Annotated in this window: 20 protein-coding genes; 18 read left to right on the plus strand and 2 right to left on the minus strand. The window is 62.8% G+C overall.

Going from position 1 to position 21,274, the window contains the following annotated elements; genetic code table 11:
* The first annotated feature begins 27 nt into the window (after positions 1-27).
* Both mscK and selO read left to right on the plus strand, forming a co-directional pair.
* Complete coding sequence (mscK, locus tag ACA047_RS27100) at positions 28-3,390, plus strand: mechanosensitive channel MscK (protein WP_497354682.1); 3,363 nt, start codon at positions 28-30, stop codon at positions 3,388-3,390.
* 37 nt (positions 3,391-3,427) lie between these two features.
* Positions 3,428-4,891, plus strand: a complete 1,464-nt coding sequence (selO, locus tag ACA047_RS27105; protein WP_497354684.1) for a protein adenylyltransferase SelO — start codon at positions 3,428-3,430, stop codon at positions 4,889-4,891.
* Between the two features lie 54 nt (positions 4,892-4,945).
* Here selO and ACA047_RS27110 read toward each other — a convergent pair whose 3' ends face one another.
* Positions 4,946-5,347, minus strand: a complete 402-nt coding sequence (locus ACA047_RS27110; RefSeq protein ID WP_497354686.1) for a helix-turn-helix domain-containing protein — start codon at positions 5,345-5,347, stop codon at positions 4,946-4,948.
* A gap of 337 nt (positions 5,348-5,684) precedes the next feature.
* On the opposite strand from ACA047_RS27110, the gene ycaC reads away from it, so the two are divergent.
* Both ycaC and trxC read left to right on the plus strand, forming a co-directional pair.
* A complete protein-coding gene (gene ycaC / locus ACA047_RS27115) occupies positions 5,685-6,311 on the plus strand; it encodes an isochorismate family cysteine hydrolase YcaC (protein ID WP_497354688.1) in 627 nt (208 codons plus the stop codon).
* A gap of 112 nt (positions 6,312-6,423) precedes the next feature.
* Entirely contained in the window at positions 6,424-6,846 is a 423-nt protein-coding gene (gene trxC / locus ACA047_RS27120) for a thioredoxin TrxC (protein ID WP_497354690.1), read from the plus strand.
* Positions 6,847-6,963: 117 nt separating this feature from the next.
* Here trxC and ACA047_RS27125 read toward each other — a convergent pair whose 3' ends face one another.
* A complete protein-coding gene (locus ACA047_RS27125; RefSeq protein ID WP_497354692.1) occupies positions 6,964-7,734 on the minus strand; it encodes a ParA family protein in 771 nt (256 codons plus the stop codon).
* Positions 7,735-8,092: 358 nt separating this feature from the next.
* Between ACA047_RS27125 and ACA047_RS27130 the strand changes: the two genes are divergently transcribed.
* From ACA047_RS27130 to ACA047_RS27195, 14 genes are read left to right on the plus strand one after another with little or no spacing between them, the layout of a single operon-like run.
* Positions 8,093-8,812 (plus strand): beta-ketoacyl synthase chain length factor, encoded by a 720-nt coding sequence (locus tag ACA047_RS27130; protein WP_497354694.1) that lies wholly within the window; start codon positions 8,093-8,095, stop codon positions 8,810-8,812.
* A complete protein-coding gene (locus ACA047_RS27135; protein WP_497354696.1) occupies positions 8,788-9,597 on the plus strand; it encodes a lysophospholipid acyltransferase family protein in 810 nt (269 codons plus the stop codon). Before ACA047_RS27130 ends, ACA047_RS27135 begins: the two co-directional genes overlap by 25 nt.
* Complete coding sequence (locus tag ACA047_RS27140; protein ID WP_058543719.1) at positions 9,578-9,835, plus strand: phosphopantetheine-binding protein; 258 nt, start codon at positions 9,578-9,580, stop codon at positions 9,833-9,835. Before ACA047_RS27135 ends, ACA047_RS27140 begins: the two co-directional genes overlap by 20 nt.
* A 9-nt stretch (positions 9,836-9,844) precedes the next feature.
* Positions 9,845-10,099: an acyl carrier protein gene (locus ACA047_RS27145; RefSeq protein ID WP_497354698.1), complete on the plus strand. Its 255-nt coding sequence runs from the start codon at positions 9,845-9,847 to the stop codon at positions 10,097-10,099.
* Positions 10,096-10,641 (plus strand): COG4648 family protein, encoded by a 546-nt coding sequence (locus tag ACA047_RS27150; RefSeq protein WP_497354700.1) that lies wholly within the window; start codon positions 10,096-10,098, stop codon positions 10,639-10,641. Before ACA047_RS27145 ends, ACA047_RS27150 begins: the two co-directional genes overlap by 4 nt.
* Positions 10,638-12,317, plus strand: coding sequence for an ApeI family dehydratase (locus ACA047_RS27155; RefSeq protein WP_497354702.1), 1,680 nt, complete (start codon positions 10,638-10,640; stop codon positions 12,315-12,317). Before ACA047_RS27150 ends, ACA047_RS27155 begins: the two co-directional genes overlap by 4 nt.
* 39 nt (positions 12,318-12,356) lie before the next feature.
* The gene (locus ACA047_RS27160; protein ID WP_497354704.1) at positions 12,357-13,091 is read left to right on the plus strand and encodes a glycosyltransferase family 2 protein; all 735 of its coding nucleotides are present in this window, start codon (positions 12,357-12,359) and stop codon (positions 13,089-13,091) included.
* Positions 13,088-14,029, plus strand: a complete 942-nt coding sequence (locus ACA047_RS27165) for a lysophospholipid acyltransferase family protein (RefSeq protein ID WP_497354706.1) — start codon at positions 13,088-13,090, stop codon at positions 14,027-14,029. The genes ACA047_RS27160 and ACA047_RS27165 overlap by 4 nt, the downstream gene beginning before the upstream one ends.
* Positions 14,010-15,554, plus strand: a complete 1,545-nt coding sequence (locus ACA047_RS27170) for an HAL/PAL/TAL family ammonia-lyase (protein WP_497354708.1) — start codon at positions 14,010-14,012, stop codon at positions 15,552-15,554. Before ACA047_RS27165 ends, ACA047_RS27170 begins: the two co-directional genes overlap by 20 nt.
* Positions 15,547-15,972, plus strand: coding sequence for an acyl-CoA thioesterase (locus tag ACA047_RS27175; protein ID WP_497354710.1), 426 nt, complete (start codon positions 15,547-15,549; stop codon positions 15,970-15,972). Before ACA047_RS27170 ends, ACA047_RS27175 begins: the two co-directional genes overlap by 8 nt.
* Positions 15,969-16,562 (plus strand): LolA family protein, encoded by a 594-nt coding sequence (locus ACA047_RS27180; protein WP_497354712.1) that lies wholly within the window; start codon positions 15,969-15,971, stop codon positions 16,560-16,562. Before ACA047_RS27175 ends, ACA047_RS27180 begins: the two co-directional genes overlap by 4 nt.
* On the plus strand, positions 16,546-18,885 hold the full coding sequence (locus tag ACA047_RS27185; protein WP_497354714.1) for an MMPL family transporter: 2,340 nt from the start codon (positions 16,546-16,548) through the stop codon (positions 18,883-18,885). Before ACA047_RS27180 ends, ACA047_RS27185 begins: the two co-directional genes overlap by 17 nt.
* Positions 18,882-20,039: a cation:proton antiporter gene (locus ACA047_RS27190; RefSeq protein ID WP_497354716.1), complete on the plus strand. Its 1,158-nt coding sequence runs from the start codon at positions 18,882-18,884 to the stop codon at positions 20,037-20,039. The genes ACA047_RS27185 and ACA047_RS27190 overlap by 4 nt, the downstream gene beginning before the upstream one ends.
* Complete coding sequence (locus ACA047_RS27195) at positions 20,026-21,273, plus strand: NAD(P)/FAD-dependent oxidoreductase (RefSeq protein WP_497354718.1); 1,248 nt, start codon at positions 20,026-20,028, stop codon at positions 21,271-21,273. Before ACA047_RS27190 ends, ACA047_RS27195 begins: the two co-directional genes overlap by 14 nt.
* The last annotated feature ends 1 nt before the right edge of the window (position 21,274 follow it).

The raw sequence follows: 21,274 nt of genomic DNA on the forward strand, positions 1-21,274 counted from the left end.
CCACTCTCACTTGCTTGACCGGTCTCTATGCCTACCCTGCGCTCTTTTTTTTCCATCGCCCTGCTGGGCCTGAGTCTTTCCGTCTGCACGCTGCAAGCCGCCGAACCGCTCACCAGCGATTCGGTGCAGGCCAGCCTGGACAAAATCGCCGACCGCAAACTGCCGGAAGCCGACCAGAAAGCCTTACAGGCGGTGTTGCAAAACACCCTGACCCAACTCAACAACAAGGCCGAGTACGAGCAAAAGCTGCTTGCCCTCAAGCAACAATTGGCCAGTGCGCCCAGAGAAAACATCGAGAACCAGCGCGAACTGGGGCGGCTCAATGGCACCAATGTCGTGCCGGTGGCGCAACGCTACGCCAACCTGCCGATTCCCCAGCTCGAGCAGATGCTGACGGACCGCTCCACCCAGCAAAGTGATCTGCAAAAAGCCCTGGCCGACGCCAACAGCCTGATCATCACCGCCCAGACCCGCCCCGAGCGCGCCCAGGGCGAAATCGCCAGCAGCCAGGTTCGCATTCAGCAGATCAACGCCATCCTCAAGGCAGGCAAGGACGCCGGCAAGACCCTGAGCAGTGAACAACGCGATTTGCTCACCGCCGAGCTGGCAGCACTCAATGCGCTGATTCCGCTGCGCCGCCAGGAGCTGGCTGGCAACGGCCAGTTGCTGGACCTGGGCACCGGCCAGCACGACCTGCTGACGGAAAAAGTCGCGCGAGCGGAGCAGGAAATCCAGGACCTGCAGACCCTGATCAACCAGAAGCGCCTGGCCCAGTCCCAGGAAACGGTGACCCAGCAATCCATCGAAGCCCAGAAGGCCGGCGGCAGCAGCCTGCTGGCGACCGAAAGCTCGGCCAACCTGAAGCTCTCCGATTACCTGCTCAAAAGCACCGACCGCCTCAACGAAGTCACTCAGCAGAACCTGCAGACCAAGCAGCAGCTGGACAGCGTCACCCAGATCGACGCCGCACTGGACGAGCAGATCAGCGTACTCAAAGGCAGCCTGCTGCTCTCCAAGATTCTCTATAAGCAGCGCCAGACCTTACCGCGCCTGAAGCTGGACAAGAACCTGGCCGACCAGATCGCCGACATCCGTCTGTACCAGTTCGAAGTCAGCCAACAGCGCGAGTTGCTGAACAATCCGAGCGCCTATGTCGACAACCTGCTGGCATCCCAGCCGCCGGAACAAGTCACCCCGCAGCTGCGCAAGACCTTGCTGGAGCTGGCGCTGACCCGCGTCGACCTGCTGGAACGCCTGAACCGCGAATTGAGTGCGGTGCTCAACGAATCCATCACCTTGCAGCTTAATCAGAAGCAACTGCTCAGCACGGCCCAGAACCTGCGGGCGACCCTCGAAGAGCAGATGTTCTGGATTCCCAGCAACATACCCCTGGATTTCGAATGGATGCGTAGCGTGCCGATGCGCCTGGAAAAGCAGGTCGACTCGCTGCCCTGGGCCTCGAGCCTCAGTGAACTGGCCGAAGGCCTGACACAGCGGCCGCTGCTGTTCCTGCCCCTGGCGTTAGTGATCGGTGCACTGCTGTGGCGGCGCAAGAGCCTCTATGCTCGATTGAACAAGGTCCACCAGGACGTTGGCCATTTCAAACGCGACAGCCAGTGGCACACGCCCCAGGCGATCCTGATCAATATCCTGCTGGCGATGCCGCTGGCCCTGGCACTGGCACTGTGCGGCTATGCCTTGCAGATCGACGCCCGCGGCCAGAATGCCAACCTCGGCGCGGCGCTGCTGCAGATTGGCCAGGCCTGGCTGGTGTTCTACACCGCCTATCGCGTGCTGGCTCCCGGTGGCGTGGCCGAGTTGCATTTCCGTTGGGAAAAACCCCAGGTCGAATTCCTGCAACGCTGGATCCGCCGTCTCGGGCTGGTGGTATTGGCGCTGGTGGCCGTCGTGGCCGTGGCCGAACTGCAACCCTCGGCCCTGGCCGACGACGTGCTTGGCATGCCGGTGGTGCTGACCTGTTACGCCCTGATGGCGTGGCTGCTCAGTCGGCTGCTGCTCAACAGCCCGACGCACCGGAACACCTCGATGTTCCGCAAGGCCGTCGGGGTGATGTTCACCGCGCTGCCTATCGCGCTGTTCGTGGCCGTGTGCTTTGGCTACTACTACACCGCATTGAAGCTCAGCGACCGGCTGATCAACACCCTATACCTGCTGATGTTCTGGCTGGTGATCGAAGCCACCTTCGTGCGCGGCCTGTCGGTCGCGGCGCGGCGCCTGGCCTATCAGCGCGCCCTGGCCAAGCGTCAGGCGGCCAAGGAGGCCGGCGACGGTGAAGCGGTGGTTGAGGAACCGACGCTGGACATCGAAAAGGTCAACGAACAGTCCCTGCGCCTGATCCGCCTGGCGCTGCTGGGCGGCTTTATCGCCGCGCTGTATTGGGTCTGGTCGGACCTGATCAGCGTGTTCTCATACCTGGACAACATCACCCTCTACGAATACACCAGTGGCACCGGCACCAGCATGAGCATGGTGCCCATCAGCATCGGCGACATGCTCGGCGCGCTGATCATCATCGGCATCACCTTCGCCCTGGCGCGCAACCTGCCGGGCCTGCTGGAAGTGTTCGTGCTGTCCAAGCTGAACCTGGCCCAGGGCAGTGCCTATGCCGCCACCACGCTGCTGTCCTATGTGATCGCCGGCTTCGGCTTCGTCACTACACTGTCCACCCTCGGCGTGAGTTGGGACAAACTGCAATGGCTGGTGGCCGCGCTCTCGGTGGGCCTGGGCTTCGGCATGCAGGAGATTTTCGCCAACTTCATCTCGGGGATCATGATCCTGTTCGAGCGCCCGGTGCGGATCGGCGACACCATCACCATCGGCAACCTGTCGGGCACGGTCAGCAAGATCCGCATTCGTGCGACCACCATTACTGACTTCGACCGCAAGGACATCATCGTCCCGAACAAGACGTTCATCACCGGGCAACTGATCAACTGGTCGCTGACCGACACCGTCACCCGGGTGACCCTGAAACTGGGCGTGGACTACGGCTCGGACCTGGACCTGGTCCGCGAACTGCTGCTCAAGGCCGCCCGCGAGAACCCACGGGTGTTGAAGGAACCAGAACCGATCGTGTACTTCCTGAACTTCGGTGAAAGTACCCTGGACCACGAGTTGCGCATGCATGTGCGCGACCTCGGGGACCGCAACCCGGTGCTGGACGAGATCAACCGTTTCATCAACCGTGAGTTCAAGAAGGAGCACATCAACATCTCCTTCCGGCAGATGGAAATTTACCTGAAGAACCTCCAGGGCCAGGAATACAAACTGGTGCCCGTCGAGTCCGATAAAAAGAGCGTCACGCCTGAGCCCGCAACCGTAGCCGGCATCAAACCGGTGCAAGAGCCGCCACAAGAGACACTCGACTGATCGCGGGGTGCCAGCAGGCATCGCGCCGGAGACGGCCATGAAAACGCTGGAAACGTTGACCTTCGATAACCGCTTCGCCCGTCTGGGCGACGGTTTCTCGACCCATGTGCTGCCCGAGCCCATCGACAACCCACGGCTGGTCGTGGCCAGCCCGGCCGCCATGGCCTTGCTGGATCTGGACCCCGCCGAGGCTCAGGCACCATTGTTTGCCGAACTGTTCGGCGGTCACAAGTTGTGGGCCGAAACCGAGCCTAGGGCGATGGTGTATTCGGGGCATCAGTTCGGCCATTACAACCCGCAATTGGGCGATGGTCGTGGGTTACTGCTGGGAGAGGTGTATAACGAGGCCGGCGAACACTGGGACTTGCACCTCAAGGGCGCCGGCCAGACACCGTTCTCACGGATGGGCGACGGACGGGCAGTATTGCGCTCCTCGATCCGCGAATTCCTGGCGTCCGAAGCGCTGCACGCCCTGGGCATCCCCACCACGCGCGCCTTGTGCGTGATCGGTTCGGACACCCCTGTGTGGCGTGAAAAACAGGAGCGCGCCGCCATGGTGCTGCGCCTGGCGCCAAGCCATGTGCGTTTCGGACATTTCGAATATTTCTACTACACCAAGAAGCCCGAGCTGCATGCCGCCCTCGCCGAACAGGTGCTGGCCATGCACTTTCCCGAATGTCGCGAACAGCCGGAGCCATACCTGGCGATGTTCCGCGAAATCGTTGAGCGCAACGCCGAACTGATTGCGAAGTGGCAAGCCTACGGTTTCTGCCACGGCGTGATGAACACCGACAACATGTCGATCCTGGGCATCACCTTCGACTTCGGGCCGTTCGCCTTCCTTGACGACTTCGATGCCAATTTCATCTGCAACCACTCCGATGACCAGGGCCGGTACTCGTTCAGCAACCAGGTCCCCATTGGTCAGTGGAACCTCAGCGCCCTGGCCCAGGCCCTGACGCCCTTCATCAGCGTCGAAGCCCTGCGCGAAACCCTTGGCTTGTACTTGCCGATTTTCCAGGCCCACTACCTGGACCTGATGCGCCGCCGCCTCGGCCTGACCATCGCCGAAGACGAAGACCAGAAACTGGTTGAACGCCTGCTGCAACTGATGCAGAACAGCGGCGTCGACTACAGCCTGTTCTTCCGTCGGTTGGGCGATCAGGCCCCCGAGCAAGCCATCGCCAGCCTGCGGGATGACTTCGTCGACCTCAAGGGCTTCGACGCCTGGGGCGAGCTTTATATCGGCCGCGTCAGCCGTGAAAGCGCTGTGAGGCAAGACCAGCGCCGAGCCCGCATGCACGCGGTCAACCCGCTGTATGTGCTGCGCAACTACCTGGCGCAAAAAGCCATCGATGCTGCCGAGTCCGGCGACTACGAAGAAGTCCGCCGCCTGCACACCGTGCTGAGCCGCCCGTTCGAAGAACAACCGGGCATGGACAGCTACGCGCAGCGACCGCCGGAATGGGGTAAGCATTTGGAAATCAGCTGTTCTTCGTGACGCTGCCCCTGTGGCGAGGCGCTTGCCCCTTGCCACAACCAGCACGCCAAGCCGCTAAATGAAGGTTTCAACCGACACCCCGAAGCGCTCAGCCAGCCAGCGAATCTGCCGCAGGTTGAGTTGGCGCTTGCCACTCAATACTTCCGATACCACCGACTGGGCGCCCACGCCTGGCAGGTCGCTTTGGCTCAAGCCATGTTCTCGTATCAGATAACGAAGCGCCTCAACGCCACTGGCCTTGGTCATTGGCCGGTGCTGATGATCCCATAGCTCTATCCATTCGCCGATGATGTCCACCAGGCTCATCAGGGGATGGGCCTCGTCTTCGCCAACCAACTCCAACAGCTCATCAAGGGCGCCGGCCAGCCGGTCATAATCCGCTTCATTCCTGGGTTTACGCAGCAGGGGCGATACAAACTCCCAATGGGCAGCGACTTGTTCTATCAGTGCACTCATCCCTTTTCAGCGGGTTTGGCCGGCGGTTTTTTCTCGGGACAGCCGGGCACGCCGCGGGCATCTTCGGGGGTCAGTTCATCACGTTCATGGCAGCGGTCGATGGCGTAGGCCGGGGCGGCATTCGGGTTAGATAGTCGTTCTTTAAATAGAACGCTAAGGCTAATTTTCGCAGTCTAGCGCATCAAAGGTGTCGGTTTTAATCTGTATCCATCGCTTAGCAACACCGATCGAAGCCAGGCGCTTCAGCCGGATGGACGACTGATTTATCGCTGTACCGCCATTCAAACCTTTAACTGTGCCGAACCGTTCGGCAGCCAAAACTTATGAGGACTGCACCATGACCACTTCCTACAAACGTCTCGACAAAGATAACGCCGCCGTTCTGCTGGTGGACCACCAGGCTGGCCTGCTGTCTCTGGTGCGCGACATCGACCCGGACCGCTTCAAGAACAACGTGCTGGCCCTGGCCGACCTGGCCAAGTACTTCAAGTTGCCGACCATCCTCACCACCAGTTTTGAAACCGGCCCCAACGGCCCGCTGATGCCCGAGCTCAAAACACTGTTCCCGGACGCCCCGTACGTCGCTCGTCCTGGCCAGATCAACGCTTGGGACAACGAAGATTTCGTCAAGGCGATCAAGGCCACCGGCAAGAAACAGCTGATCATTGCGGGCGTCGTCACTGAAGTCTGCGTGGCCTTCCCGGCGCTGTCGGCCCTGGCTGAAGGCTTCGAGGTGTTCGTGGTCACCGACGCGTCCGGTACGTTCAACGAACTGACCCGTCAATCGGCCTGGGACCGCATGTCCTCCTCGGGTGCACAGTTGATGACCTGGTTCGGCCTGGCCTGCGAACTGCACCGCGACTGGCGCAACGACGTGGAAGGGTTGGCGACACTGTTCTCCAACCACATCCCGGACTACCGCAACCTGATGACCAGCTACAACACCCTGACCGGCGGGAAATAACCGGCAACGAGTAACCTCTGTGGGAGCGAGCCTGCTCGCTCCCACAGAGGTTTGCAGTGTTCTTTACACGGTGTTCAAATCTTCGCCAACGATCTTCCTGGAGCCTGTCCCAATGCTGATTCCCTGCCCCCATTGCAACGGCCTCAATCGCATACCCACCGAGCGCCTGGGCGACCAGCCCAAGTGCGGGCGATGCAAGGCCCCGGTGTTATTGAGTAAACCGTTCGAACTCAAACAGGGTGACTACGCCAGCCAGATCAAGGGCGACCTGCCGCTGCTGGTGGATGTGTGGGCCGATTGGTGCGGGCCGTGCAAGTCCTTCGCGCCCGTGTTCGAACAGGCTGCCGCGCAACTGGCGGGCAAATGCCGGCTGGCCAAGCTCGACAGCGAAGCCAATCAGCAGCTATCGGCGCAGTTGGGGATCCGTTCTATTCCCAGCCTGATTCTGTTCAGGAACGGCCGGGAAGTGGCGCGTCAGAGCGGCGCGCTGCCCATGCCGCAGTTGATGAGCTGGCTGCGTAGTCAGGGGATTTGAGTCACATCATTGTGGGAGCGAGCCTGCTCGCGATAGCGGAGTGACAGACAACTTCCATGTTGAATGTTCAACCGTCATCGCGAGCAGGCTCGCTCCCACATTGGGTGTGTAAGCCAGTCAAGCGCCTTCCAGCAGGCCATGCAACTCCACGAACTGCTGGGTCAGTTTGTGCCGCGGGTCCAGATAGATCAGCGGCAAGCTCGCCTGGTGGGACTCACGCATACGCACCGAACTGCCCAGGTACACCGGCAATACCGGCAAGCCTTCGGCAATCAGTTCGTCGAGGATCTGCTGCGGTAGGCTGGCACGCGCCTGGAACTGGTTGACCACGATGCCTTCAACTTCCAGGCCTTCGTTATGGTCGTCCTTGAGTTCTTCGATTTCCGCGAGCACGCCGTACAGCGCTTGCCGGGAGAAGCTGTCACAGTCGAAGGGAATCAGCACCCGGTCGGCGGCGATCAGCGCAGAAACCGCATAAAAGTTCAGGGCCGGCGGCGTGTCCAGATAAATCCGGTCGTAATCCTCCTCCAACTCCTCAAGCAATTTGCGCAGCTTGTTGATCTTGTGTTTCGCCTCGAGCTTGGGCTGCAAATCCGTCAGTTCCGCCGTGGCGGTGATGACATGCAGGTTGTCGAACGGCGTTTCGTAGATATCCACCTTGTTCTTTTTCGAGAACGGCCCGGATGACAGGGTCTGCTTGAAGAAATCGGCGATTCCCATGGGAATGTCATCGCCGGTAAGGCCGGTCAGGTACTGAGTGGAGTTGGCCTGGGCATCCAGGTCCACCAATAGCGTGCGATAACCCTCGCTGGCACTGACCGCCGCCAGATTGCAGGCGATGCTGGACTTGCCCACGCCACCTTTCTGATTGAAGACCACACGCCGCATGTCAAAACCTCCGTACATCAAAGATTCCCGAGTGTAGTAGGCCACGACACCGCTTAGCTACCTTCGGAGTCGATGGACTACAGCGTCGGCGGCCTTTTCGAACAATGAAGCGTCAACTCAGCCTGAGAATGACAGAAGTAGCCGACAGACATGCCCGTCATAATCGCGACAATGCCCCCTATCCGAGCCTGGACGGACCAATCAGTACATTTTGCCGCGCAAAATGTAACCAGTGTTTGCTACAAGCCAATCGCACCGGGATAATACGCGCCACTTGGGTTGCAAGACCATGCAGGGTTGGACGCGGGTCAAACCACTGAACCGTGACAATAAAAGCCCGCAGGGGTGGGATGAATTCGTGATCAATTTCAACATCGCCCAATGGCGCGCATGGGCCCCTGGGCTCGAAAGCGTGGACGATTGGCAGGCGTGGAACCGACAGCCGGTCGTGCTCCCCGCCAGCGATGCCGCCCCTGACGTATCGTTTCTGCCGGCCATGCAGCGCCGACGCCTCAGTCGCCTGGCACGGATGGCCTTCGGTGTCGGCTGGCCACTGGCCGAGGGCCGGCCCAACCTACCGTTGGTCTTTATTTCCCGTCACGGCGAAACCCCGCGCACTTTCGAGATTCTCAAGGACCTGGCGGCCGACCAACCTTTGTCGCCCACCCAGTTCAGCCTGTCAGTGCATAACGCAGTGATCGGCCTGTGGTCGATCATGCGCGGCGAAACCAGCGAGATGACCGCCCTGGCCGCCACCGGCGATGGTTTGGAACACGGCGTGCTGGAAGCCGCCGCGCTATTGAATGAAGGGGCACCGGCGGTATTGCTGGTGATCACCGAAGAACAGCCGCCCCAGGTCTACGCACCGTGGGTCAATGACGTGCCGTTTCCCTATGCGATGGGCCTGCTGCTGACCCCGGGCGACGAATGGCAACTGGACTTGTCCGCGCGGACCGGTCAAATGCCAGGCAGCGACTGGCCCCATGCCCTGGATCTGTTACGTACGCTGCTGGACAATAAAACCACCTGCCAACATACCTGGAAGAATCGTGTATGGACCTGGCAACGCAGCCGGTGACCGGTAAACATCGCGACGCCTATTACTGGCGCCTGTTCGCGACCGCCGCAAGCTTCGCCCTGTTCGGGCTGGGCGGGCTGTGCCTGCGATTGCTGGTGTTCCCGTTGCTCGCCTGGTTGCCCGGCGATGCCCAGGCCCATCGCCAACGGGCCCGCCGCACGGTCGGGCGCCTGTTCTGGTTCTTGATCCGGTTCATGGCCCGCACCGGCGTGCTCACCTATCAAATCGACGGCGCTGAAAAACTCGGCCGCCCCGGGCAGATGATCATCGCCAATCACCCGTCGCTGATCGACGTGGTGTTCCTGATCGGGCTGGTGCGCGACACCAACTGCGTGGTCAAGCAAAGCCTGTGGAACAACCCTTTCATCCGTGGCCCGCTGCGCTCGACCCAATACATCAGCAACGACGGCAGCATGGACATGCTCGATGCCGCCAGCAATGCCCTGCAAGACGGCCAGACCCTGATCGTGTTCCCCGAAGGTACGCGCACCCAGCCCGGCCACGCGCCGGCTTTTCATCGGGGTGCCGCGGCCATCGCCCTGCGGGGTGCGAAAGTCCTCACGCCCGTAACGATCAAGGTCAGCCCCACCACCCTGACCAAGGCCGAACCCTGGTATCGCATTCCTCAACGCCGCGTGCACTTCAGTTTTTGTGTGGGGGCCGATATAGACCCACAAGCGTTCGCTGCGCTCGGGCCTCCGCCCCAGGCTTCGCGCAGGCTCAACGATTTTCTGCATCACTACTTCATCAAGGAGCTCGCCGAAGATGAGCGATCTGCACCGTGACATCAAACAGCTGATCATCGACGCCCTCGGCCTGGAAGACATTGGCATCGACGACATCGGCGACGACCAGACCCTGTTCGGCGAAGGCCTGGGCCTGGATTCGGTAGATGCCCTGGAACTCGGCCTGGCGATCCAGAAACAGTACGGCATCAAAATAGATGCCGACGCCAAGGACACCCGTAACCATTTCAGCAATGTGGCAAGCCTTGCGGCCTTCGTCACTGCAAAACGCCCCTGAGACCGGACCATGCAAACTCGTGACGACATTTACAATACCCTGCGCGATGCTCTGGTAGAGCTCTTCGAGCTGGACCCCGAGCGCGTGACACTGGAATCGAACCTGTACCAGGATCTGGAAATCGACAGCATCGACGCGGTCGACCTGATCGATCACATCAAGCGCCAGACCGGCAAGAAAATCGCTGCCGAAGAATTCAAGTCGGTGCGCACCGTCAATGACGTGGTCGAGGCGGTCTATCGACTGGTCCAACCGGCCGCATGAGCCGGCTGATTGGCCTCGGCCTGCTGCTGGCAGGCCTGCTGTACCCCTTTGCGGTGTATTTCGGCATGGAGCACTTCGCCCCGTGGCAGTTCGGCCTGCTGCTGGGTAGCCTGTGGCTGGCACGGGCACTGCTCGGCAAGGGTGGGCCCGGCAGCCACTGGATGGCGGGCACGGCGATCGTGTTTTGTGTATTGCTTGCACTGTTCGACAGCCCGCTCCTGCTGCGCTGGTATCCGGTGCTGATCAGCACCTTCATGCTCGGGCTGTTCGCCCTGAGCCTGAAATACGGCCCGCCGATGGTCGAACGCCTGGCCCGCCTGCGCGAACCGCAGCTGCCGGCCAACGCGGTGGTGTATACCCGCCAGGTCACGGTGGTCTGGAGTGTGTTCTTCCTGTGTAACGGTTTGCTCGCCGCCGTCCTGACCCTCTGGGCGCCGCTGAGTTGGTGGATGTTGTACACCGGCCTCATTTCCTACGGATTGATGGGGCTGCTGTTTGCCATTGAATGGCTCATACGACAACGGGTAAGAGGCCGCCCATGAATTGGATAAAACTTGAGCAGATGTTGCTCGGGGCCCAGCCGGAACGCGCTGTTGCCGTCGATCCGGCGTTGGGTCACTCGCAGCTGCGAGACGAGGCGTTGTGCCTGGCCGCCGGCCTTCAAGCCCGGGGCGTGCGGCGTGTGGCCGTGCACCTGGAAGACGCGGCTGACCTGACAATCGCCCTGCTTGGCGCCTGGCGCGCCGGAGTCAGCGTCTTGCTCCCGGCCGACCTGCAAGCGCAGACCCGCCAGCGCTGGTCGACGGACGTTGACCTGTGGCTGACCGATCACCCCGCCGACACCCGTCTTGGCGACTTGCGACAGGCCCCACTGGCCCCTGCCGAACTGGACCTCGATCACTGCTGGCTGAGCCTGTGCACCTCCGGCTCCAGTGGCGAGCCCAAGCGCATCGAGAAAAACCTGCGGCAGTTGAGTAATGAAGTCCAGGCCCTGGAGCAATTGTGGGGCGCAGACCTGGGCCCGGCCTGCATGATCGGCAGCGTCGCCACCCAACACATCTACGGCCTGCTGTTCCGGGTGCTGTGGCCACTGTGCGCCGGGCGTACGTTCGTGCGACGGCAACTGGCTTTCCCGGAAGACCTGCAACGCGCCAGCCGCCAGTACCCGGCCTTTGCCTGGGTCGCCAGCCCGGCGTTGCTCAAGCGCATGGGCGATAACCTCGACTGGCCAGCCCTGAGCAGCGTGCGCCGGGTGTTCTCTTCCGGTGGCGCCTTGCCGGCCGAGGCCGCCCAAAGCCTGCAACAACGCCTGGGGCAATGGCCGACGGAAATACTCGGCAGTTCGGAAACCGGCGGCATTGCCTGGCGCCAGGGCGATGGTTGGTGGCAGCCCTTTGCCGGTGTCGAACTGAGTCAGGACAGCGACGGCGCCTTGCTGATTGCTTCGCCCTATCTGCCGCCTGGCCATGTGGAACATACCGCCGACTCGGCGCGGATCGCCGCCGACGGGCGGTTCGAATTGCTCGGCCGGCTGGACCGCATCGTCAAGCTCGAAGAAAAACGCATTTCCCTGCCAATGCTGGAACAGGCGCTGGTGGCCCACGACTGGGTCAGCGAAGCGCGGCTGGGGGTGGTGCAGGAAAACCGCGCCTCCCTCGGGGCGCTGCTGGTGCTGAGCGAAGCCGGTCTGCACGCCCTGCGCAACCTGGGCCGGCGCGCCGTGACCGAGGCCCTGCGTCAGCACCTGAGCGGGCACTGCGAAACGTTGGCCCTGCCACGGCGCTGGCGCTGGGTGCGACAGTTGCCGCTCAACGCCCAAGGCAAGCTGCCCCAGGCCGAGGTCGAAGGCCTGCTGATGGCATCGCGGCCAAAAGCGCCTGAAGTACTGAGCCAGGTCGAAACCGACGGTGAATGGAACCTGCAACTGGTCGTGCCTCCAGACCTCGCGTACTTCAGTGGCCACTTTCCCAATGCGCCGGTACTGCCCGGCGTGGTGCAGGTCGACTGGGCCCTGAGCCTGGGCCGACAACGGCTGGACCTGCCGCCGCGGTTCGTCGGCATGGAAGTGCTGAAATTCCAGCAACTGGTCCGCCCCGGCGATGAAATCCAGCTGCACCTGCGCTTCGACCGCGAGCGCGGCAAGCTGTACTTCGCCTACCGCAACGATACGGCGGCCTGTTCAAGCGGCAGAATTGTGCTGGGGGAAAACAATGCCTAGATATCTGCAAAAAACACTGTGGCGAGGGGGTAGGTAAGCATGCATAACCCCTGCGCCGTCATCCCGGTCTACAACCACGAAGCCGCCATCTCGACGGTGGTCCAGGCATTGCTCGCCAACGACTTGCCCTGCGTACTGGTGGACGACGCCAGCAGCCCGGCCTGCGCGGCCGTGCTGGAGCGTCTGGCCGAAAATGAGCGGGTTCATCTGGTCAGGCTGGCCGTCAACCAGGGCAAGGGCAGCGCAGTGATGGCAGGTCTGCGGGAGGCCTCGCGCCTGGGCTTCAGCCACGTATTGCAGGTGGACGCCGATGGGCAGCACGATCTGGGCGACGTGAAAACCTTCATCGAGCAATCGCGCGCCTACCCAGACGCGGTGATCTGCGGTTATCCGCAGTACGACGCCAGCGTGCCCAAAGGCCGCCTGTACGCGCGCTACCTGACTCACGCCATGGTCTGGATCAACACCCTGTCCCTGCAAATCCGCGACTCCATGTGCGGCTTTCGGGTCTATCCCTTGCCACCGACCCTGGCACTGATCAACTCGGCGAACATCGGTAAGCGCATGGATTTCGATTCGGACATCCTGGTGCGCCTGGCCTGGCGCAATCTGCCGATGCGCTGGGTGCACACCCGGGTCCATTACCCCCTCGACGGGGTCTCGCACTTTCGCCTATTCCACGACAACGTCCTGATTTCCAGCATGCACACGCGGTTGTTCTTCGGCATGCTGGTGCGTTCTCCCTTGATTCTCTGGCGACGGTGGCGGGCATGAACCCTCAGGCAGACAAGCACTGGGCCGACCGCCAGGAACGCGGCAGCTTCTGGCTGATGAAACTCACGGCGTTCGCCGCCAAGGTGTTGGGCCGCCGCTTACTGAGCCCGGTGCTGTACGGCATCGTCCTGTATTTCTTCATTTTCGGCCGCAGCGCCCGGCACGCGGCCTGGCAATACCAGCAGCGCCTGGCCGACTGGAGTGCTCGCCCCGAGCTGCGCCCGACCCACCGGCGGGTGTTCGGGCAGTTCATGGCGTTTGCCGACTCCCTGCTGGACAAGCTCGACGTATGGAACGGCAAGCTGAGCATCGAACAGATCGAAATCGTCGACACCGCGTTGCTGCGCAATCACCTGCGTGACACGCGCGGGCAGATGCTGGTGGGCGCACACCTGGGCAACCTGGAAATGTGCCGGGCCCTGGCCGAGCTGGGCGAAAAAGTGACCATGAACGTGCTGGTACACACCAAGCACGCCGAGCAGTTCAATCGCTTGCTGGGCGAAGCCGGCGCCACGCACCTGCGGCTGATCCAGGTGAGCGAGCTGAACCCGGTGATCATGCTGCAACTGAGCGAGCGCCTGGAGCGCGGCGAGTGGCTGGCGATCGCCGGCGACCGCGTGCCGCTGCACGGCGGGCGCAGCGTGACCGTGGACTTCATGGAGCACCCGGCCGCCTTCCCCCAAGGGCCCTGGCTGCTGGCCGGCCTTTTGAAATGCCCGGTCAACCTGCTGATGTGCCTCAAGCACGAAGGGCGCTATCGAGTCACCCTCGAACCCTTCGCCGATGCCGTGGTCTGGAAACGCAGCGACCGCGAACACGTGATCGCCCATTGGGCCGGCCGCTACGCCGAGCGCCTGGCGCAGTATTGCCTCCAGGCACCGCAGCAGTGGTTCAACTTTTACCCTTTCTGGAAGACCGATGACGATGCCCACTCTTGAGCCGGTAACCTTCGGCGAACGCCCCTTGCGCATCGAGGACGTGCTGGCCCTGGCCAACCGTCACGCGCCAACGCAGTTGCAGGATGACCCGGCGTTCCGCCAGCGCATCGCCAAGGGTGCGCAATTCCTTGACTCTTTGCTGGACAAGGAAGGGGTGATCTACGGCGTGACCACCGGTTACGGCGACTCCTGCGTGGTGGCGGTGCCGTTGCACCACGTCGAGGCCCTGCCGCGTCACTTGTATACGTTTCACGGTTGCGGCCTGGGCAAACTGCTGGACGCCCAGGCCACTCGCGCTGTATTGGCCGCGCGTTTGCAGTCGCTGTGCCACGGCGTGTCCGGGGTGCGGGTAGAACTGCTGGAACGGCTCCAGGCCTTTCTCGAACACGACATCCTGCCGCTGATTCCGGAAGAAGGTTCGGTGGGCGCCAGCGGTGACCTGACGCCGCTGTCCTATGTCGCCGCCACCCTGTCCGGTGAACGGGAAGTGATGTGGCGTGGCGAGCGCCGCTTGGCCGCCGATGTCCATCGCGAACTGGGCTGGACCCCGCTGGTGCTGCGGCCCAAGGAAGCGCTGGCGTTGATGAACGGCACCGCCGTGATGACCGGTCTGGCCTGCCTGGCCTTCGCCCGGGCCGATTACCTGCTGCAACTGGCGACCCGCATCACCGCGCTGAACGTCGTCGCGCTGCAAGGCAACCCGGAGCACTTCGACGAGCGTCTGTTTGCCGCCAAGCCGCACCCTGGGCAGATGCAGGTCGCCGCGTGGCTGCGCAAGGACTTGGCAATCGACGCCCCGACCGCGCCATTGCATCGCCTGCAGGATCGCTATTCCCTGCGCTGCGCCCCCCATGTGCTCGGCGTGCTGGCTGACAGCCTGAACTGGCTGCGTTCGTTCATCGAAATTGAACTCAATAGCGCCAACGACAACCCGATCATCGATGCCGAAGCCGAGCGGGTGTTGCACGGCGGGCATTTCTACGGCGGGCATATCGCCTTCGCCATGGACAGCCTCAAGAACCTGGTGGCCAACGTCGCCGACCTGCTGGATCGCCAGCTCGCGCTGTTGGTGGACGAGCGCTACAACCATGGCCTGCCCAGCAACCTGTCCGGCGCCAGCGCCGAGCGGGCGATGCTCAACCATGGCTTCAAGGCCGTGCAGATCGGCACCAGCGCCTGGACCGCCGAAGCCCTGAAAAACACCATGCCGGCCAGCGTGTTTTCGCGCTCCACCGAGTGCCACAACCAGGACAAGGTGAGCATGGGCACCATCGCCGCCCGGGATGCGATCCGCGTGCTGGAGCTGACCGAACAAGTGGCCGCCGCAACGCTGCTGGCCGCCAACCAGGGCGTGTGGCTGCGCAGCCGTGCCGAAGACGCGCGACCACTGCCACCGGCCCTGGCCGCCATGCATGAACAACTGGCCGAAGATTTCGCGCCCGTCATCGAAGACCGCGCCCTGGAAGGCGAACTGCGCCTGTGCCTGCAACGCATCGCCGAGCAACACTGGAGGCTGCATGCGTAGTCAGGGAGTGCTGCACGTCGACACGCAGATCGTGGTGCCGTTTTTTGACGTCGATTCGATGAACGTGGTCTGGCACGGCCACTACATCAAATACCTGGAAGTGGCCCGCTGCGCCTTGCTCGACCTGATCGGCCACAACTACAACGACATGCTCGAATCCGGCCATGCGTGGCCGGTGATCGACCTGCAACTGCGCTACGTGCGCAGCGCCGTGTTCGGCCAAACCCTGACCGTGCGCGCCAGCCTGGTGGAGTGGGAAAACCGGTTGAAGATCAATTACCTGATCAGTGACTCAGCAACCGGCGAACGCCTGACCCGCGCCAGTTCGGTGCAAGTGGCCGTGGAGGTCACCAGTCGCGAAATGCTGCTGGCCTCGCCCCGGGTCTTTGTCGAAGCCGTTGAAAGGAAACTGCCATGAAGCGCCTGTCCACCTGGCTATTGCTGTGCTGCCTGTCGCCCCTGGCCCAGGCGTTCGACTTGCAACAGTTAAGCGAACAACTGGCCCGCCCGGAGGTGATCCATGGGCAGTTCATCCAGGAAAAACACCTGCGCGCCCTGCCCCAGCCCCTCACCAGCAAGGGCCGTTTCGTACTGGCAAAAAACCAAGGCCTGCTGTGGCTGCTGCAAGCCCCACTGCAACAGGACTACCGCATCACCGCCCAAGGCATTGCCCGGCGGGACGGCAATGCCTGGCAGATGCTGCCGAACAAGAGCGCTGGCGCCCAACAGAATCAGTTGTTCCTGGCAGTACTGCAGGGCGACAGCAGTGGCCTGCAACGGGATTTCGAGCTGAGCCTGTCGGGTGAACCGCAACAGTGGAAGCTCACCCTGACCCCACGCTCGGTGCTGCTCAAACAGATCTTCAACCAAATCAACATTGACGGCGGCGAGCTGGTGCAACGCATCGAACTGCTGGAAACCCAGGGTGACAGCACGGTGCTGCGCATGCAGGACAGCACCAGCACGCAACCTTTGAGCGACACGGAGCAACATGACTTTGCCCAGTGAACGAATGTTGCCACGGCTGTTCCTGATCCTATTGCTGGCGGTGATGGCGCTCGCCGGTTGGCAATGGCGTAACGGCGCACCGCTGTCGGCCAATCTCATGGAGCTGGTGCCGGGCACTGCCCCCGATGCGCTGGAACTCATCGCCGAACAGCGCATGCAGGAGCCGCTGAACCGCGAGGTGCTGGTGCTGGTCGGTCACACCGACCGCCAGCAAGCCATCGCCCTGGCGCAAACCCTTGGCGAGCAGTGGCAGGCCAGTGGCCTATTCGACAAGGTTCGGTCGACGCTGCAAGCCGACTTGCCGGCATTGCGCATGCAATTGCTTAACGGACGGCTAGCGATGCTCTCGGCGGCAGACCGGCGGCAACTGATCGACCAGCCTCAAGCGTTCATCCAACAACGGGTGCAGGCCCTGTTCGACCCGTTCAACGGCTACAGCCTGGTGCCGAGCCAGGACGATTGGCTGGGCTTGACCGGGCGCATCCAGAACAGCCAACCTCAGCGCGGCGCGATACAACTGGATGTGGGCAGCGGCGCGTTGATCGCCCAAGCCGATGGTAAAAACTGGGTGATGCTGCGGGCCCGCACCCATGGCAACGCTTTCGACATGAACCTGCCACTGAAAGTCGCCGACCTGCTGCAACACAGCCGTGATCAGGTGGACCAGGCCCAAGGGCAAATGCTCGCGGCCAGCGGCCTGCTGTACGCCGCCAGCGGCCAGCAGCAGGCCTCGCGGGAAATCACTTGGGTGGGCGGCGGCGCAACGGTCGGCATTTTGTTGCTGCTGTTGCTGGCCTTCCGGCGCTTGCGGGTGTGGCTGGCGTTCGTACCGGTGCTGGTGGGCATGCTGTTCGGCGCAGTGGCCTGCGTGGCGCTGTTCGGACGCATGCATGTCATGACCCTGGTGCTGGGTTCCAGCCTGATCGGCGTGGCGGTGGATTACCCGCTGCACTACCTGTCCAAGAGCTGGAGTCTCAAGCCATGGCGCAGCTGGCCGGCCCTGCGCCTGACCCTGCCGGGGCTGAGTCTGAGCCTGGTGACCACCTGCATCGGCTACCTGGCCTTGGCCTGGACACCCTTCCCGGCCCTGACCCAGATCGCGATATTTTCTGCCGCCGGGCTGATCGGCGCCTACCTGACGGCGGTCTGCCTGCTACCGGCGCTGCTCAAGGGCGCCGACTTGCGTCCGGCCCAGTGGCCGCTGCGGCTCTGCGAGCACCTGCTCAAGGCCCGCGAAGCGCTGCTGGCGCGGGTGTGCACGCCGGCCCTGTTGGCGCTGTTGCTGATCTTCTGTGCTGGCGGCCTCTGGCAACTGACCACGAAAAACGACATCCGCCAGTGGATCGGCACGCCCCAACACCTGACCGACGAAGCCCGGGCCATCGCCCGCATCACCGGTTACCAGCCCACCAGCCAGTTCTTCCTGATCAGCGCCGATAATCAGCCACAACTGCTGGAGCGCCAGACAGCCCTCAACGAGCGGCTGGACCAGTTGATCGGCCTGGAAAAACTCCAGGGCTACCTGTCGCTGAACCAACTGCTCAGCCCTCCCGCCGAACAGCAGCAAGTGCGCGAGGCCCTGGCGCGGTTGCCGGCGTTCTGGCAGCCGCTGCTGGATCTGGGCGTACCGGTCGCCGCGCTGCAAGCAGAGCTGGCGCAATTACAGGCGCTGCCCGTGGAAGACATCGACGCCGCGCTGATCGGTCCGTTGGCCGAACCGTATCGCACGCTCTGGCTCGGCCCGACGTCGCAAGGCGTGGCCGCCGTGGTCAGCCTGCAAGGTTTGGGCGATGCCGCGCTGCTGCAGGTGCAGGCGGTGGATCTGCCCGGCGTACAACTGGTGGATCGCCTGGGGGACCTGAACCGGGTGTTTGCCGCCACGCAGATCAGCGCCGCCGAGTTGAAATTGGCCTCCTGCGTGCTGATCGTGCTGGTGTTGATCTGGCCGTTTGGCGTCGGTGGCGCCTTGCGCATCGTCGCCCTGCCGCTGCTCGCCGCGCTGTGCAGCCTGGCAAGCCTCGGCTGGCTGGGACAGCCGCTGACGCTGTTCAGCCTGTTCGGCCTGTTGCTGGTAACAGCTATTGGCGTCGATTACGCGATCCTGATGCGCGAACAGATCGGCGGCGCGGCGGTGAGCCTGCTGGGCACCTTGCTGGCGGCGATCACCACCTGGCTGTCGTTCGGCTTGCTGGCGCTTTCCAGCACGCCAGCGGTGAGTAATTTCGGCCTGGCGGTGAGCCTGGGTCTGGCGTTCAGCTTCATGCTGGCGCCGTGGGCCGGGCGTCAGGCCCACGCTGCTACCGTCCCGGAACCCGCCCAATGATGATTCTGGCGTTCTGGCTCATGGCCCTGGGGCTGTTCGCGGCCGCGACGCTCATGGGCCGTCGCTTCGGGCTGATCCCGATTGTCAGCCAGTTGCTGCTGGCGACGATCGGCCTGCCGCTGCTGATGTATGCCTGGATCGAGCCCGGCTGGCAGCTCAGCGGCGCGCAACTGGTGTCGCCGGTGTGGCTGAAGAATCTCTACAGCATCGCCTTCGCCCTGTTGCTGGGACACATCCTCAGCGATGTGATCGACCTGCACCTGGACCGCCAAAGCGTGAAGATCGCCCTGCCAAGCTTCGGCGTTCCGTTCGCCTGCGGTTTGGCGACGGCGCTCTGGCTGCTGCCGCCCCAGCCCTGGATCAGTTCCCTGGCCGTGGGGCTGCTGTTTGCAATTACCGCGATACCGGTGCTGTACCTGTACTTGCGGCACATTGACTACCCGCCCGCCGCCACCCGGCGCCTGGTGCAGACCGCGATTCTCATCGACCTGATCTGCTGGAGCCTGTTTGGCCTGGCCCAGGGCAGCCTGCACCTGAGCAGCCTGTTACTGCCGTTGGCCGGCGCCTGCGTGCCGCTGCTGTTGCGACTGGCGGGCCTGCGCCAGCCGTTGTTGCACAGCGGCCTCTTCTTTGCGCTGCTGGTCGTGGCTGAACACTACCGGCTCAACGCACTGATTGTCGGCATCGGTTATCTGCTGTGCATGGCCGCGCTCAAAGTGCCGCTGGTGTTGCCGCTCAACGCCCGCTGGATGCAAGGCTTGCAGACCTACCTGGCGATCCCGCTGATCCTCACCTTCGGCATTGTGCAGATCAACGTCCACAGCGCCATGAATAGCCTCGACTGGGTGCAGCTGGGCGCGTTGCTGCTGTTGCCCATTGCCAGCAAACTGCTGGGCAACTGGCTGGGCCTGGGTTGGGCCGGAGCGTCATTCACCGGCGCCAGTCGCTGGCGGGAAAGTGTTTTGCTGAACATTCGCGGCTTGAGCGAAATCGTATTTCTCAACCTGCTATTGCAACAACAACTCATCAGCCCGGCGCTGTACTTTGCGCTGATGCTGATGGGCCTGATCGCGACATTGCTGCCGGCCATGGCCGGCTTCCACCGTATTCCCTCGATTGCCGTCCCGGCCAGGAGCTCCAGTGCCAAGAGTTGAAATGGAACGTCGCCAGGTCGTCATCATCGGCGCAGGCCCTTCCGGCGCCATCGCGGCCGCGCTGCTCAAGCGCAAGGGTCACGATGTGCTGGTCATCGAACGCCAGCATTTCCCACGGTTCTCCATCGGCGAGAGCCTGTTGTCCCATTGCCTGGACTTCGTCGAAGAGGCCGGCATGCTCGAAGCGGTGAATGCCGCCGGGTTCCAGCGCAAGAACGGCGCGGCCTTCGCCTGGGGCGAGCGCTACAGCGCCTTCGATTTCGGCGACACCTTCAGCAACGGCAAGCCCACCACCTTCCAGGTACAACGCGCCGACTTCGACAAGCTGCTGGCTGATCAGGCGGCGCTGCAAGGCGTGGAAATCCGTTATGGCCAAGCCATTACCAATGCCGACTTCACCCTCGCCAAACCGCAACTGGGCGTGCAGCGTGAAGACGGCAGCGAGTACCGGGTCGAGGCCGATTTCGTGCTCGATGCCAGCGGCTACGGTCGGGTCTTGCCGCGCCTGCTGGACCTTGAGGCGCCGTCGAATTTCCCGGTGCGCCAGGCGGTGTTCACCCACGTCGAAGATCGCATCGACGCCCCGGCTTTTGACCGGGAGAAAATCCTCATCACCACTCACCCCGACAATCGTGACGTGTGGTTCTGGACCATTCCGTTCAGCGGCGGGCGTTGCTCGGTGGGTGTGGTCGCGGCAGCGGAACATTTCGCCGGCCGCACCGACGACCTGGACGCCTGCCTGCGCGGCTTCATCGACGAAGCCCCAAGCCTGGCCGGTGTCCTGAAAAGCGCGGTATGGGACACCCCGGCGCGGACCATCGGCGGCTACTCGGCCAATGTCAAAACCCTGCACGGTCCAGGCTTCGCCCTGCTGGGCAACGCTGCGGAATTCCTCGACCCGGTGTTCTCCTCCGGCGTGACCATCGCCATGCGCTCAGCGAGCATGGCGGCTGGGGTGCTGCATCGTCAGCTGCAAGGCGAAAGCGTGGACTGGCAAAGCGAGTTCGCCGAACCCCTCAAGCGCGGCGTCGATACTTTCCGTTGCTACGTCGAGGGCTGGTACGCCGGCACCTTCCAGGACGTGATTTTCTACACCGAAGGCTCGGCCGACATCCGCCGCATGATCAGCTCGATCCTGGCCGGCTATGCCTGGGATCAACGCAACCCGTTCGTCAGCGAACCCAAGCGACGCCTGCGCATGCTCTCGGAAATCTGTGCGAGCCCGGCGCCATGAG

The sequence above is a fragment of the Pseudomonas sp. LBUM1664 genome (assembly GCF_059695895.1).

Coding starts and splice junctions, on each gene's coding strand:
- mscK (WP_497354682.1), top strand. CDS start 28: ATGCCTACCCTGCGCTCTTTTTTTTCCATCGCCCTGCTGGGCCTGAGT.
- selO (WP_497354684.1), top strand. CDS start 3,428: ATGAAAACGCTGGAAACGTTGACCTTCGATAACCGCTTCGCCCGTCTG.
- ACA047_RS27110 (WP_497354686.1), bottom strand. CDS start 5,347: ATGAGTGCACTGATAGAACAAGTCGCTGCCCATTGGGAGTTTGTATCG.
- ycaC (WP_497354688.1), top strand. CDS start 5,685: ATGACCACTTCCTACAAACGTCTCGACAAAGATAACGCCGCCGTTCTG.
- trxC (WP_497354690.1), top strand. CDS start 6,424: ATGCTGATTCCCTGCCCCCATTGCAACGGCCTCAATCGCATACCCACC.
- ACA047_RS27125 (WP_497354692.1), bottom strand. CDS start 7,734: ATGCGGCGTGTGGTCTTCAATCAGAAAGGTGGCGTGGGCAAGTCCAGC.
- ACA047_RS27135 (WP_497354696.1), top strand. CDS start 8,788: ATGGACCTGGCAACGCAGCCGGTGACCGGTAAACATCGCGACGCCTAT.
- ACA047_RS27140 (WP_058543719.1), top strand. CDS start 9,578: ATGAGCGATCTGCACCGTGACATCAAACAGCTGATCATCGACGCCCTC.
- ACA047_RS27145 (WP_497354698.1), top strand. CDS start 9,845: ATGCAAACTCGTGACGACATTTACAATACCCTGCGCGATGCTCTGGTA.
- ACA047_RS27150 (WP_497354700.1), top strand. CDS start 10,096: ATGAGCCGGCTGATTGGCCTCGGCCTGCTGCTGGCAGGCCTGCTGTAC.
- ACA047_RS27155 (WP_497354702.1), top strand. CDS start 10,638: ATGAATTGGATAAAACTTGAGCAGATGTTGCTCGGGGCCCAGCCGGAA.
- ACA047_RS27160 (WP_497354704.1), top strand. CDS start 12,357: ATGCATAACCCCTGCGCCGTCATCCCGGTCTACAACCACGAAGCCGCC.
- ACA047_RS27165 (WP_497354706.1), top strand. CDS start 13,088: ATGAACCCTCAGGCAGACAAGCACTGGGCCGACCGCCAGGAACGCGGC.
- ACA047_RS27170 (WP_497354708.1), top strand. CDS start 14,010: ATGACGATGCCCACTCTTGAGCCGGTAACCTTCGGCGAACGCCCCTTG.
- ACA047_RS27175 (WP_497354710.1), top strand. CDS start 15,547: ATGCGTAGTCAGGGAGTGCTGCACGTCGACACGCAGATCGTGGTGCCG.
- ACA047_RS27180 (WP_497354712.1), top strand. CDS start 15,969: ATGAAGCGCCTGTCCACCTGGCTATTGCTGTGCTGCCTGTCGCCCCTG.
- ACA047_RS27185 (WP_497354714.1), top strand. CDS start 16,546: ATGACTTTGCCCAGTGAACGAATGTTGCCACGGCTGTTCCTGATCCTA.
- ACA047_RS27190 (WP_497354716.1), top strand. CDS start 18,882: ATGATGATTCTGGCGTTCTGGCTCATGGCCCTGGGGCTGTTCGCGGCC.